Raw genomic sequence first — 14,234 nt, 5'->3', positions numbered from 1 at the left:
CGACCAGCACCACATCCTGCCCGACCCCGCGAGAGCTGAGGGATCAGTCATCGCTGAGCACTGTGATGGCCCGCAGCCGGGTCTGAGCATGGCGGGCGAAAGCAGCCTGCTCATCGGTCATCCCCTCTCCGAACAGGATTAGGACCAGGGCCAAGTCGCCGTCCACTCTGAGAGCACCGGTGAGAAACCCCTGGGCAACGATGTCTGGGTCGTCGGCGACGAAAGCGGCCAGGGCTGCCGGGTAGTCGAGCATCACGGTGGCGTCGGGGCAGTCCAGGCTGCCCGGTACCGGCAGCGGACCTCCGGCCCCGGTGTCGATGTAGGCCCGGAACTCGCCGTCGCCGAAAGGGCTTTCGGCGACTACCAGGTTGACCCTGGCTGTTTGAACCGGATCAGGGGCGACTGGCGCCAGCTCATCGCGCAGCGCCGTGGCTGCTTCAATCCACTCAGGGCTGAGAAACGGGTGCGCCCCCATCTCGGCAACGTATCGCCATCGGGGCACGGGCAAAGCGATGGTTGGGCGGTAGCCCCCCACACCCACGACGGTGGTGCAACCATTGGGGCACGGGCAAAGCGATGGTTGGGCGGTACGATGTCGCTTCGGTATGGGGCACCAACGAATCACCCGGGACGAGTGCGGCCATGTGGCCGCTTTGGCCCGACTCCACCTGACCGACGACGAGCTAGATCGGTTCAGCGTCCAGATGGATGCGCTGTTAGACCATGTGGCCGAGGTGGAGGCCCTCGATGTCGGGGGCTTGGATCCCACGATGCACGCGCTGCCTGTCTCCAACTTGCTCAGGCCCGACACCCCGGGCGATGTGTTGGACCGCGACGAGGTGCTGGCCCACGCACCGCAGGCCGAAGGCGGCCAGTTCCGGGTTCCCCCGGTGTTGGGAGAGGCCCCGTGACCGCCGTGGAGATCGCGGCGGCCGTACGCACGGCTCAGCGCTCGGCCCGATCGGTGGTCGACGACCACCTGGCCGCGATCTCAGAGGGCGACGGCGATATCAGCGCATTCAACTTGGTGGCCGCACAACAAGCGCAGACTCGGGCCGACGAAATCGACGCCGCGGTGGCCCAGGGCTGCGATCCCGGTCCGCTGGCCGGCGTGCCGGTGGCGCTCAAAGACAACCTGTGTACTCGAGGGGTGCCCACAACCTGCTCTTCCCGCATCCTCGAAGGCTGGGCGCCTCCCTATGACGCCACCGTGGTCGAGCGGCTCCGCGATGCCGGCGCGGTGCTGGTTGGCAAGACCAACATGGACGAGTTCGCCATGGGAAGCTCCACTGAGAACTCCGCGTTCGGCCCCACCCGCAACCCGCGCGATCCCAACCGGGTGCCGGGGGGCTCGTCGGGGGGAAGCGCCGCCGCAGTGGCCGCCGGGTTCGCCCCGATAGCGCTGGGCAGCGACACCGGCGGTTCGATCCGCCAGCCCGCTGCATTGTGCGGGGTGGTCGGCGTCAAGCCCACCTATGGCTTGGTTTCCCGCTATGGCCTGGTGGCTTTCGCCTCGTCTTTGGACCAGATCGGCCCGCTCACCACCACGGTGGCCGATGCGGCCGCGGTTCTGGACGTGATTGCCGGCCCCGATTCCCGGGATTCCACCAGTATCAGACAGCCTCAGCCCCCGGTGTCTGAGACGCTGGTCGAAGGAGTGGGCGGTCTCCGGGTGGGGGTGCTGGCCGAGTTGAGCGGCGACGGCATCGCCGCCGATGTGGCGGCGCGATTGCAGGCTGCGGTGGGCGCGCTGGAATCAGCCGGCGCCCGAGTGGGCCAGGCCAGCGTGCCGGCGGCGGTGTACGGGCTGTCGGCCTACTACCTGATAGCCCCGGCCGAGGCGTCGAGCAACCTGGCCCGCTACGACGGCGTCCGCTATGGGCTGAGGGTGGACGCCCCCAGCACCCCGGAGATGAACACCGCCACCCGCTCCGCCGGCTTCGGCGACGAGGTGAAGCGCCGCATCATGCTCGGCACCTACGCCTTGTCGGCCGGGTACTACGACGCCTACTACGGCAAAGCCCAGAAGGTGCGCACGCTCATCATCAACGACTTCGCCTTGGTGTGGGAGCAGTTCGACCTGCTGATTAGCCCCACGTCGCCCACCACCGCGTTCTCGCTGGGTGAGCGCACCGCCGATCCCATGGCCATGTACATGAGCGACGTGTGTACCGTGTCGGTGAACCTCACCGGCCAGGCGGCCATGTCGGTGCCCTACGGCGTCGGCAACGACGGATTGCCGGTGGGCGTGCAGATCTTGGCCCCCGCGCTGGGCGAGCCGGTCATGTTCCGGGCCGCTGCGGTGCTGGAAGCGAGTCTGTGATGAGCACGGGGATGCGCGAAGTGCCTGGCCTCGGCGCCCCGGCCGACACTGAGTGGGAGACGGTGGTAGGGCTTGAAGTCCACGCCGAGCTGGCCACCGCCACCAAGCTGTTCAGCGCCAGCCCCAACCGGTTCGGCGGCGAGCCCAACACCCACATCGACCCGGTGTCGCTGGGCCTGCCCGGCTCGCTCCCCGTGCTCAATGAGCAGGCGGTGGAGTTGGCCATCCGGGTGGGCTTGGCCCTCAACTGCCGGATCCAGCCGTCGGTGTTTTCCCGTAAGAACTACTTCTACCCCGACATGCCCAAGGACTACCAGATCAGCCAGTACGACCAGCCGATCAACGTCGACGGCTGGCTGGAGCTGCCCTCGGGCAGGCGCATCGGCATCGAGCGGGCCCACCTGGAAGAAGACACCGGCAAGACCGTCCACATCGGCGGGGGAGGGCGCATCCACGAGGCCGGCTACTCGCTGGTGGACTACAACCGAGCCGGGGTGCCGCTCATCGAGATCGTCGGCCATCCCGAGCTGCGCTCGGCCTCCGAGGCCCGCCAGTATGTGGCCGAGCTGCGGTCGATCCTGGTGGCGGTGGGGGCGTCGGACGGCAAGATGGAGGAGGGGTCGCTGCGGGTGGACTGCAACGTTTCGGTGAGGCCGGTGGGCTGCGACCGGCTGGGAACCCGGTGCGAGATCAAGAACGTGAACTCGCTGCGGTCGCTGGGCCGGGCCGTCGAATACGAGTCCCGCCGCCAGATCGACCTTTTGACCGCCGGGCAGCCCATCGAGCAGCAAACCCGGCACTGGAACGAGGACGACGGGCGCACCCACGCCCTTCGCTCCAAGGAGGAGGACTACGACTACCGGTATTTCCCCGAGCCCGACCTGCTGCCCCTAGACCCCAGCCCCGCGTGGGTGGAGGAGATCCGCCGCCAGTTGCCCCCGCTGCCCCGCGATCGCCGGCTTCGGCTGGTGCAGGCCGCGCCCTCGGTGGAGGCGGACCACATCGCATTGGCCGTCGAGCGCTCGATGGATGATCTGGCGCTGGCCGCCATCGGCGGGGGAGGGGCACCCGAGCGGGTGATGACCCACATTGTTCACAATCTGGCCGACGGGGCCGGGGTTCTGTCGCCGGAATCGCTCGCTGGCCTGGTCGCCATGGAAGAAGCGGGGGAGCTGACCGCAACCCAGGCCAAAAGGGTGCTCGCTTCGCTGGTGGAGAGCGGGGGATCGCCCCAAGACGCGGCCCAGTCACTGGGATTCGAGGCCATGGACACCGGCGAGCTGGAGTCCATGGTCGACGGCCTCATCACCGCTCACCCTGACGAGTGGTCTCGCTTCTGCGAAGGCGACAAGAAGCTGACCGGATTCTTCGTCGGCCAGGTGATGAAGGCCACCCAGGGCCGAGCCGACGGAAAAGCAGTGACCCAGCTCCTCAGCTCCCGCCGCGGCTAGCAGCCGGCAACCCCGTCTTCCCCGGTGGACTCCGAGGATGACGGGGTAGGGTGCTGGCCTGTATGACGCTGCTGGAGCGGTCGGCCCGGTATATCGACGAAGGCATTCATGAGGGGCAGCAGTCGGTACAGCCCATGGACGGCTCGTTCCACGAGATCGCTGATGGCATTGCCTTGGTGTGCGCCTTCTCGCATATCTGGTCGGTGGCCGCCGATGAGGGGCTGGTGGTGATCGACACGTCGTTGCCGGGGTTCGCCCCCGGTGCGCGGGATCATCTCCGCCGGTGGAAGGACCATCCAGTCCACACCATTGTGTACACCCACGGCCACGTGGATCATGTCGGCGGGGCCGGCGTCTTTGTGGAAGAAGCCCGAGAACAGGGGCGACCCGCTCCCCGGGTGCTGGCCCATGAGGACGTGGAGCGCCGATTCGACCGCTACGACCTCACTTCGGGATACAACCAGGTGATCAACCGCCGCCAATTCGGCGATGGCCCCTTCGCCGATCTGTTCGACGGCGAATGGGTGCGCCCCCAAACCACCTATTCCACCACGCTCGACGTGGAGGTGGGCAGCACATCGATGAGGTTGATCCATGCCCAAGGTGAGACCGACGACCACACTTTTGTGTGGGTGCCCCAGTCACGGGCGCTGTTCGCGGGCGACCTGTTCATCTGGTTCTTCCCCAATGCGGGCAATCCCCAGAAGGTGCAGCGCTACCCCGCTGAATGGGCCGCCGCCCTGCGCCGGATGATCGAGTTGCGTCCCGCATTGCTCCTGCCCGCTCACGGCCTGCCCATCGAGGGAGAGGGGCGCATCGCCACGGTGCTCGACGATGTGGCCACCGCGCTGGAGGGGCTGGTGGCCGACACCCTGGAGATGATGAACGCCGGCGCTCGCCTCGACGACATCATCCACCAGGTGCGGGTGCCCGATGATCTGCTGGCCAAGCCCTACCTGCGACCCAACTACGACGAGCCCGAGTTCGTGGTTCGCAACATCTGGCGCCTATACGGGGGCTGGTACGACGGCAACCCCGCTCACCTCAAGCCCGCACCTGATGGGGCGGTGGCCGCTGAGGTGGCCGGGCTGGCCGGGGGTGCTTCGGCGCTGGCTGCCCGGGCCGTCGAGCTATCCGAGATGGGCGAGTTGCGGCTCGCCTGCCATCTCGCCGAGTGGGCCGCCCAAGCCGCTCCCGATGACCCAGCGGTGATCGAGCAGCGAGCCGAGGTGTACCGGCAGCGGCGAAGCCAAGAGCAGTCGCTAATGTCCCGCGGCATCTACAACGAAGCCGCCAAAACGTGAACATAGACACAGCGGCGGTGGATTTGGCGCTGACCACGACGAGGGCGGTGCGGCGGCGGCTGGATCTGGAGCGGCCGGTGGACGACCAGATCATCCTCGACTGCATCGACATCGCCGAGCAGGCCCCCACCGGGGGCAACCAGACCAGCCGCCGATGGATCGTGGTGCGCGACCCTAAGATCAAACAAGAACTGGCCCGGCTCTACCGCGAGGTGGTGGGCGGCTTCATGCTCGAGGCCCGCGACCGCCTGGAGGGCACCAACCATCCCCAGGCCAAAACGGTGAACTCGGGGGCCCATTTGGCAGAGCACTTGGCCGAGGTACCGGCGATCGTCATTCCCGCCATCGTGGGCCGCCACGACGGAAGCGGTGCTCCCGGCCTGTTCGACTCCGTCATCCAGAGCGGTTGGAGCTTCTGCGTGGCCCTGCGTGCCCGGGGGCTGGGCACTGCTTGGACCACGGCCGTCTTGGCCAAGGGTTCTGAGTTGAAGGAACTGCTCGGCATCCCCGACGAGATCACCGAGATCGCCATATTCCCCGTGGCCTGGACCATAGGAACCGACTTCCGCCCCGCTCGCCGCACCCCGGCCCGAAAGATCACCTTCTTCGACGGCTATGGCCGCACCTATGAGTCAGGTCCGGCAACCCCGGTGAGCATGGCCGACGGCCCCGGCACCATGGTGGAGGTTGACATTGCAGCCGAGTTGGACGAAGTATGGGCCGCGGTCACCGACATCGACCTGCCGGCCCAGTTCTCCGACGAGTTCACCGGCGCGACCTGGGACGAGGGCTTCGACGGCCCTGCGTTGGGCGCCACCTTCACCGGCCGCAACTACCTGGAGGTCATGGGCGACTGGGAGGTGCCGTGTTTTGTGGATGTGTGCGAGGCGCCCGCGGCCTTCGGCTGGTGTACCTCCGACCCCGACAACCCCGGCGCCCGATGGCGCTTCGAACTCCAACCCCTCATGGGCGGCGGCACCCGGCTGATCTACCGCCTTCTCCTCGGCCCCGGCCCCTCCGGCCTCAATACGTTCATCGAGCAGAACCCCGAAAAAGAGCACCGCATCATCGCCAACCGCCTCCGCGTCCACCGAACCAACATGCAGCGAGTGGTGGATGGCTTCAAAGCCCACGTCGAGACATCAATGTGATCCTGTTAACCACCATGAAGACCGGGTGTCCACACTTGACGACGATTAGTCATTGCAGTTGCAACTATTGCTCTATCATAGACCTTGAAGATTCACCCGACAGGTGAACTGTCGCTCCCCTTCCCTATGATGTATCCCGCTAAACCAGTAATGAATGAGGGAGGTGCCTGTGAGCGACCGGTCAACGATTGAGTGGACCGAGGCTACTTGGAATCCCACAACGGGATGTGACCAGCTTTCGCCTGGCTGCGACAACTGCTACGCGCTCACCCTTGCCAAGCGGCTTAAGGCGATGGGTAATCCGAAATATCAAGAAGATGGAGCCTCACGAACCAGTGGTCCTGGATTTGCCTTGACGCTTCATAAGGATGAACTAGCCCTTCCACATCGTTGGAAATCTCCACGGGTGATTTTCGTGAACTCAATGAGTGATCTATTCCATCCTGAAGTTCCTGATGAGTTCATTGAAGATGTCTTTCAGGTTATGGCTGATACGCCCCGGCACACGTACCAAGTTCTTACCAAGAGATCACAACGGCTGCTCAAACTTTCCACGCGCCTTTCTTGGCCCGACAACATTTGGATGGGTGTGAGTGTGGAGACGGACCGCTATTGTTTTAGGGTCGACCACCTGAGAAAAGTGCCCGCAGCAATTCGCTTTGTATCTGCCGAGCCTCTCCTGGGAGAATTACATTCCCTTGGCCTTGACGCCATAGATTGGGTCATAGCTGGAGGTGAATCAGGAGCAAACGCTCGACCCATGCATCCTTCATGGGCATTTGATCTCCGAGATAGGTGTATAGATACCAATACAGCATTCTTCTTCAAGCAATGGGGGGCATGGACTCCGAGGGATGATGATAATGCAGTCCTAGTAGTGAATGATGGAACGTTTGTTGCGAAATCAGACTCTACCCTCATCCCTGGATCGCCAATCCTTATGCGTCGAGTCAGCAAGAGTGAGGCAGGTCGCGAACTTGAGGGAAAAACCTGGGATCAAATGCCCAATGTAGGTTGAAAGAATATCTTCGTTCCTGGTGGAACAGTACCAGTTCTGGGCTTTTCGGGAGAGTCAACTACTGCGAGTCTCCCTGCATTTTCCAAGGGTGCCAAGGTCATGCGTTTTATGTGGGACTCTTTGTAGGGTGTTTCGAGGAGTACGTACTCTTCAATTTTCTCGATGCCCAAGGTCTCCCCTGAGAATACCCTGCTAAGTTCCTGTTGGAGCAAAGTAGTATCTACATTAGGCCCTGCAAAAAGAGGTACTTGATTCCAGTGCAAGTCTGAGAATTGCTGCCCACCTGCAGTATCAACTGTCCACATTGCGTCTTTCAACTTTCTGACTCCAGTGATGTTCTTTGTAGCGTAAATTATATAATAGGCATTGTGGCCGTCTGATCGTATCATTTGGAAGTCTAACGCAAACAAAAAGCCAGCGACTTTCTTTAGTTGATTCTTATATTTCTCAACTAACACAGGTACAGCATCATCAGCAGCTTCTACGTCATCGAAGTTGACAGTTCCATAAAGAGTTTCAAAATGGCCCCTTACCGAACTGGGCGACTTGAATCGGTTGAGATGATCTACCATTAGAATCATTATCAATTCACACTTTGGCGCGCTTGGAAATCGCCGAATGGTATCCATTGGAACCCCCGAAAATCCAAATGGATCAATGAATGCAAGCGTCGGAGCTAGTCTCGCTTCTTCTTCTGCTGGATTTCCCAGTATTTCTTCAATTACGTTTTGAAACTCTCCCTCGATCGCCTCAACACTCACATTGAGTGGCAGCGGATACAAACTACGCAACTCGGTCTTTAGGCGGTCTAGTCTCTGGCTATCGTTTTCGATAAATAGGAAAACAAAGTTGCATTCATTTAGATTTGGAAAGTAGCTGTGTTCGAGAAGAGTATTGATGGCGACTATTGGTGAGCCAGGTTGACTGCCTTCGTAGATGCCTGGTCCAGCGAAACCGTCTAGGAAGACAACACGTCCCGAATGTCGTGCGAGAATCGGATACCAAGCCTTCAGATAGTGCCTGAGAAGGTCATGTTTTGCCGCGGTGTGCGGTTCAAGCGTCCATACCGTGTCGCGGGGAGCAGCCATGGGAGAGAAAACGGTAGCAGTGCCAACGGGGAAAGCGGTGGATGCCACCCAAGAGATGGAATGGGTTAATTGACGAGGAGAATCGGCGGGTCCGTGGACAGCGGCGCCTGCCGCTAGGCCCTTCTAGCGATGTGTGGCTCAGCGCACCACGCAGTTCTCAGTACGGCCAGTGCTTCCATGAACTCGTCGTCGGTCGCATTGCATAGGAGGGGCAGTCCGAGTAGCCCGCAGAAGACCCTTCGGTCTAGGCAAACCCGATTCTCGTCGACGTCGGCTTGGTTCGCAGGGAGCAACTTCCACGACTTTGCCTCTTCGAACAAAGTGGTGGCGTCTTGGGCCTTGCCAACGCTCAGTGACCGCGGGTCGTACACGGGCAGCAAAGGGAGGCTGGTTACCGTGTGTATCGACCTCCTTTTCTGCTGGCGGCTGCCAGTGCTCCAAAAGGTAAAGAGACCGAGGGTGGTGTTCATCCACAGGGCAAGGAACTCCGTGTGAGCCTCGTTCGCCGGTTTGAAACCGGGCCATGCCCTGCCGCCCAGAGACCTCTTCGGGGTGACTGCAGCAGCGAGCATCTGCGACCCGAAGTCAAAGTCTTGGTTGATGTGGAGGCGCACAGCCCAGTTCTTGAATAGTTGGCGAGCCGTCGCGCCCTTTCCCTTTCTGATGCTCCCCGCCTTGTCTGGGTGTGTTTCTATACACGATTCTCGCCCGCTGACTGCATCGTGCGCCCAGAGCATCGGGAATGGATCGCTGCCTGGCGGTCCTGATCCGTCAATGAAGAACGGGGCGCGGTCGCCCTTCGACCCCTGCGAGTCTCGGCTAGTGGCAACGTCGAGGTGGTATGGCCCCCTTTCACCTAGTTCGCCCAAGGGGACAACCGGCAAGCTCGCTGGGGCGAGGCGCTGAAGCCGTAATTCTCCGACGGCGATGCCGGAGCACGCTTCGGTCACTGTCTGAGACTTGACAGCGAGCAGTCCGCCGTCTTCGATACCTGCCTCGACGACTCGCCCGATCTCGGTTTGGCCGAGGCGCAATGACGCGAAAGCTTTCTCGGAACGTTCGTCAGAGATGATCCTGGCTGCGACCACCGCTTCGGGTTCTGAAGGCGGCCTCGTATCTAGGCTGGCCCACCTCACTCTTGCAGGTTCGTCGTCTGTCCCGCGTGCCTGATGCCGTCTTGTTGCTATCAACAAGGTTTCGGCTATGCCAGTGTCGGCTGAGAATTGGCGTTCGTCATCGGTGGCTCCTGCTAATCCGACGAACACGATGTCGTCGTAGTGGGATGCGAGAAGGCTTCTGAGCCCGCTCCAGTCCTTGCCTGTGGCAGAGGTGAGGGGCAGCACCAGCGCCACCACACCGCCAGACTTCACCTTGGCGTGTGCGAGGTCGAAAAAGTAGGAACCCATCCCCGCGTTCCCGTGGGCAGCACCTCGTGAACGCTTTACGATTTTGTTCAGCCGATCGGCCATGGCTCTTTGGTCTTCGGGTGATGCTCCGAACGCTGCGAACGGCGGTATTAGCTCTACAGTCCGGCCAGCGTGCGTGGCGGACGCTCGGCTGTGTTTCGTCGCCCGACCATAAGGTGGGTTCATTATCACCAGGTCGCAGGATCCGCTTTCAATGACAGCCAGGAAGTCGCCGCCCTCAGCGCCGTCCGGTGATCCAGCGACCTGTTGGTCTGATTGCCTACCGAATAAGGACGCGGTGCCCTTCACGTCGGTGTCCAGCAGTTCCAGGGAGCCAATTTTCGCCACCTGCATTCCCTTGGTGTTCGTTTCGACTCGGAACGGCACGAGGTGAATGTTGGACTTGGTATAAATCTGGTCAGGGTGAGCGGCTGAAACTGCCATAGCGGTGAGGTGCGCCGCTGACGGAAGAACGTCCATGCCGATGATGCACTCTTCGATCATCTGCCTGTGAACGTCAGCGTCGTCGAGGCCGTTTCGTCGTACTCTAGATGCGATGCGCCGATACACGGACGACAGCAGCATCCCCGTACCGCAGGCAAAATCGGCGACCCGGATCGCGGTGACAGTGTCGGGATCGCCGTAATTCCGCTGGCGATCAAGTTGCTTCACCGCCATCTCGGACAGTAAGGCAGCGGCTTCGGGCCGCGTGTAGTGAGCCTTTAGCAAGTCCCTGTCGGTAACCATCTTGCCGAACATCTGGCCTGCCATATCTTGGACGCCTCCCAGATTGGCGGACAGCATTCTTCGAGCGCCGCTAACCGTTTCGTCTAAGATCAGCGGTGCCTCCAGCGGTGGCAGTGTCTCAACTATGCGCTTGGCAATGTCGAAGATTGGCCGCCAGTTGGTTTTCAGTATCTGCGCCCACTGCAAACACACCGCCTCTACGGTCGGCAAAAGCCTCTCCTGTCCGTCCGCACCAATCGTCAGGTCGCTTCGCAGCGCCTGAACTGGCCGTATATTGAAACGGGAACTCCCTTTCTGTGTGGCAAGAATGTCTTGGAATACAAAAGCGTTCACGATGAGCATTGCGGCCATGCGGGATGCCTGGGCGGGGGTCGCTTCGGGATCGTGGTGCTGTCTCAGCAGTTCGGCGATAGCGGTGGCCTGGCCTGTGTTTTCAATGCGGCTGCCAGCTTTTCTGATGGTTTCAGCGAGCACGTCGGCCGCTGCTTGGACTTGGGAGGCAGACACTCCGCCTAACTCGATGATGTCTGCAAGTCCGTGCAGAGTGGTCGGAATCCACCCATCTTCCGGAAAGCGGCCAGCATGGGTGAGTATGGCCCAAGCCAGACTCCCACCGCCTTCTTCTTGCAGCGCGGCCCAAATGGCGTCGTCGGTCTCTCTTGCCCAGTCTGAGGGGTAAGTGAGCATTATTACCGTTTCGACAGACTGCCCGCCGACTGTCTCTTCAAGCCTCTCTTCGCACTGGTCCTCCAAGGCAGCTGTGTTGTTGTCGAACTTCGCTTCGACGATCACAGGCGCATGGCTTTTCGGGCAGACCAGGATGTCAGGCCTGTCAGACGGCTTACCGTCTAGCACCTGCGTCGACTCGATACGGAAACTGTCTCCTGACCACCGGGGGCTCAACGCGCGCAGCATCGGCCCGACCATGCTCGAAGTGATGTGCGACTCCGTGCTCACTAGGTCCTCCCTTGAACAAGAATGGCAAAAGGAAGGCTACACAGCGCTGACCTTGCACCTTTGTCACCGCAACAAGCTTTGACGTCAACCGCGCCAGCCCAGTCATTCAGCGATTGGGGCCGGGGATGAGCAAGTTCTGGAGGAACGTATCTTAACATTATGTTGATTTATCATAAACTCCATAATACTGGATAAGATCTGTTGATATGGACCGTTTCGAGAATCCCTATCGGCCGGGAGCAGGATCGGCGCCTCCTGCGCTTGTGGGGCGCGACGATCTTATTGGCGACTTTGAGATAACCATGCGAAGGGCCTTGGACAGGCGGCCCGGAAAGAGTTGCGTGCTGCTGGGTTTGCGGGGAGTCGGCAAGACGGTGCTCCTGAACCGCTTCTCGCGGATCGCGGAGCAACAAGGAGTGAAGGTCGGATTCATCGAAGCCTCGGAAGGCAGAGGCTTTCCCGAGCTGCTAGCTGTTCGTTTGAGGAGAATCCTACTAGATCTTGAGCAGGGAGCGGCCCGCCGCGCGCTGTCAGCGGTGAGGCGGGCTCTCTCGGTGCTTGCATCGTTCACCCATACCTTCGCCGATGGCTCATCTGTCGCCGTGAGTCTCGAGCCGCTGGCTGGTCAAGCCGATTCTGGTGTGTTTTCTGAGGATCTCACCGATCTGCTGGTGGCAGTCGGAGAGGCAGCAGACACCTGCGAATCTGGATTGCTCTTGGCCATCGACGAACTTCAGTACCTGACCGACGAAGAGCTGGCCGCGGTTGTCGGAGCGACGCATCGATCAGTGCAACTCGACCTGCCGGTCGTCGTTGCCGGAGCTGGACTGCCTCAGGTGCCTGCATTGCTGGGAAATGCCAGAACTTATGCCGAGCGGCTGTTCCAGTTCCCTGAAATTGGGCGCTTGGACGAGGACGACGCAGCTGCGGCGATCGTGCTTCCGGCTGTTGACCTCGGTGTCGAGATCGAAGAAGCAGCAGTGCGGAGGATAATCGAAGAGTCGGGCAGCTATCCCTACTTCTTGCAGGAATGGTCCTACCACGCATGGAACGCGGCACCGGCCTCGCCGATTACCGATGACGACGCCAGGTCAGCAAAGGCCAGCGTGGTGGACAAGCTGGACCGGGACTTCTTCCGAGTTCGCTACGACCGGCTTACACCGAAGGAGAGCGAATACCTGCGGGCTATGGCCGAGTTGGGCCCCGGCCCCCACCGCTCTGGAGACATCGCTGAAGTGCTGGGGGTGCAGGTTACGTCTGTCGCACCTCGCCGATCGGCGTTGATAGCCAAGGGAATGATCTACAGCCCTTCCCATGGTGACACTGCCTTCACCGTCCCGCTGTTCGATGAATTCATAAAGCGCGCTGCCCATTGATAAATGTGAGTGGTATTGCCTATGTTCAAGTCACAGTTAATAACTCCCAGGATATTTTCGCCTATACGGCCTTATTCAGGTGGTTGTTGTCACTGGGGTCGGTATACTTGCATGTATGGAGTTTAGGCCCCTTGAGCAGGGGAGACGGGCTGATAACGAGCCTTCCGGGCCGGTATGGCCGGAGGCGGTTGACGTTGACGTTTTGTCGTTGTCGGAGTTGCGGGAGCGGCTTGGGTTGATCAAGAGGGCCGAGGCTCGGCTGGCGGCGATGAAGACGGAGACGCTGGCTGAGTATTCCAGCCGGGGAGGCGAGGGCTTGGCCCGCCGGGTGGTGTTGGAAGAGCTTCAGGCTTCCAAGCAGCAGGCCCGCCGGGAGGTGGAGACGGCCTCTCAGCTCTCCAAGGTTCCCGAGACCCTAGATGCGCTGGGCGCCGGTGAGATTCCCGAGGCTCACGCCAAAAAGATCGCCAAGGCCGCTTCTGAGGGGCCGGTCGACGAGACCGTGCTGGTGGAGGCGGCCCGCCGAGAGGATTTCGGCACGTTCTCCAAGACGTTGCGCGACCACCAGCATGAGATGTCGGGCGACGACGGCAAGTCGTTGATGGCCAAGCAGCGGGAGCGCCGCTCTTTGAGCTTTTTCAAGTCTCCTGACGACGGCATGTTCATCTTGAACGGCCGGTTCGACCCCGTTGCGGGGAACCGGATCGAGGCTGCGCTGGCCGATGAGGTGCGTCGCCAACGGAAAGGCAGCGACGCGGGCGATCTGATCGCGTTCGACCAGCGGATGGCCGACGCGCTCGAGAATCTGGTCTGCGCCGACACCGACGACCGCAAACCGCAGGGAACCACTTTGATCCTGACTGCCGACTGGGACGCGCTGAACCAGAAGCTGGCCGATGCCCGCCTGCTCGACGGCACGCCTTTGCCGGTGTCTGAGGCTCTGCGGCTGGCCTGCAACGCCGAGGTTGTGCCCACGGTGTTCGACACCAGGAACCAGGAGCTGTGGGTGGGGCGCAAACACCGTTTGGCCACCGAGGCCCAGCGGGCAGCGCTCATCGTCCGCGACAAGCACTGCATCGGCTGCGGACGATCAGCCGTTTGGTGCGAAGCCCACCACATCGACGAATGGCTGAGGGGCGGACCCACCGACATCGACAACCTGGTGCTGGTCTGCAAAAGCTGCCACCACAACATCCACGACGACGGCTGGGTTGTGTACCGAAACCAAAACGGCACCTACGAACTACGACCACCGCCAGCGCCCTACGCCGACCTTCCGCCTGGACAGGCACGCTCAGGGCCACCCCACGCAAAATCGCAATCCAGCCCCGACGTCCTTGCCGACGCCTTTCCTGAAATTGGCATCACCAACTGGCAGCCCAGGGATTCCAAGCAGCTGCTATTGAGCTGACA

11 protein-coding genes are annotated in these 14,234 nt (G+C 61.5%); 8 read left to right on the top strand and 3 right to left on the bottom strand.

What is annotated here, in order from left to right; translation table 11 throughout:
* Positions 1-43 precede the first annotated feature (43 nt).
* Positions 44-475: a hypothetical protein gene (locus ACOGXA_RS04205; RefSeq protein WP_419926030.1), complete on the bottom strand. Its 432-nt coding sequence runs from the start codon at positions 473-475 to the stop codon at positions 44-46.
* A gap of 130 nt (positions 476-605) precedes the next feature.
* Here ACOGXA_RS04205 and gatC point away from each other — a divergent pair, with 130 nt between their 5' ends.
* The 6 genes from gatC to ACOGXA_RS04175 all read left to right on the top strand — a co-directional run bounded on the left by gatC (position 606) and on the right by ACOGXA_RS04175 (position 7,247).
* Entirely contained in the window at positions 606-911 is a 306-nt protein-coding gene (gene gatC / locus ACOGXA_RS04200; protein WP_419926029.1) for an Asp-tRNA(Asn)/Glu-tRNA(Gln) amidotransferase subunit GatC, read from the top strand.
* Complete coding sequence (gatA, locus tag ACOGXA_RS04195) at positions 908-2,323, top strand: Asp-tRNA(Asn)/Glu-tRNA(Gln) amidotransferase subunit GatA (protein WP_419926028.1); 1,416 nt, start codon at positions 908-910, stop codon at positions 2,321-2,323. Before gatC ends, gatA begins: the two co-directional genes overlap by 4 nt.
* Before the next feature lie 11 nt (positions 2,324-2,334).
* Positions 2,335-3,774: an Asp-tRNA(Asn)/Glu-tRNA(Gln) amidotransferase subunit GatB gene (gene gatB, locus ACOGXA_RS04190; RefSeq protein WP_419926027.1), complete on the top strand. Its 1,440-nt coding sequence runs from the start codon at positions 2,335-2,337 to the stop codon at positions 3,772-3,774.
* 62 nt (positions 3,775-3,836) lie between these two features.
* Positions 3,837-5,078 (top strand): alkyl sulfatase dimerization domain-containing protein, encoded by a 1,242-nt coding sequence (locus tag ACOGXA_RS04185; RefSeq protein WP_419926026.1) that lies wholly within the window; start codon positions 3,837-3,839, stop codon positions 5,076-5,078.
* Positions 5,075-6,229 carry a nitroreductase family protein gene (locus tag ACOGXA_RS04180; RefSeq protein WP_419926025.1) on the top strand — a complete coding sequence of 385 codons (1,155 nt, stop codon included), beginning with the start codon at positions 5,075-5,077 and terminating at the stop codon, positions 6,227-6,229. Before ACOGXA_RS04185 ends, ACOGXA_RS04180 begins: the two co-directional genes overlap by 4 nt.
* Positions 6,230-6,398: 169 nt before the next feature.
* A complete protein-coding gene (locus tag ACOGXA_RS04175) occupies positions 6,399-7,247 on the top strand; it encodes a DUF5131 family protein (RefSeq protein WP_419926024.1) in 849 nt (282 codons plus the stop codon).
* Here ACOGXA_RS04175 and ACOGXA_RS04170 read toward each other — a convergent pair.
* Both ACOGXA_RS04170 and ACOGXA_RS04165 read right to left on the bottom strand, forming a co-directional pair.
* Positions 7,226-8,335 carry a three-Cys-motif partner protein TcmP gene (locus tag ACOGXA_RS04170; protein WP_419926023.1) on the bottom strand — a complete coding sequence of 370 codons (1,110 nt, stop codon included), beginning with the start codon at positions 8,333-8,335 and terminating at the stop codon, positions 7,226-7,228. The genes ACOGXA_RS04175 and ACOGXA_RS04170 overlap by 22 nt on opposite strands.
* 113 nt (positions 8,336-8,448) lie before the next feature.
* Positions 8,449-11,280 carry a hypothetical protein gene (locus ACOGXA_RS04165; RefSeq protein ID WP_419926022.1) on the bottom strand — a complete coding sequence of 944 codons (2,832 nt, stop codon included), beginning with the start codon at positions 11,278-11,280 and terminating at the stop codon, positions 8,449-8,451.
* 371 nt (positions 11,281-11,651) lie between these two features.
* On the opposite strand from ACOGXA_RS04165, the gene ACOGXA_RS04160 reads away from it, so the two are divergent.
* On the top strand, positions 11,652-12,821 hold the full coding sequence (locus tag ACOGXA_RS04160; RefSeq protein WP_419926021.1) for an ATP-binding protein: 1,170 nt from the start codon (positions 11,652-11,654) through the stop codon (positions 12,819-12,821).
* Between the two features lie 115 nt (positions 12,822-12,936).
* Positions 12,937-14,232, top strand: coding sequence for a DUF222 domain-containing protein (locus ACOGXA_RS04155; protein WP_419926020.1), 1,296 nt, complete (start codon positions 12,937-12,939; stop codon positions 14,230-14,232).
* Positions 14,233-14,234 lie beyond the last annotated feature (2 nt).

It is taken from the genome of Candidatus Poriferisocius sp. (assembly GCF_965208475.1).
In the GTDB taxonomy this organism is placed as follows: domain Bacteria; phylum Actinomycetota; class Acidimicrobiia; order Acidimicrobiales; family Bin134; genus Poriferisocius.
The sequence above is the reverse complement of the archived record's forward strand: the minus strand, read 5'-3'. Positions and strand labels throughout refer to the sequence as shown.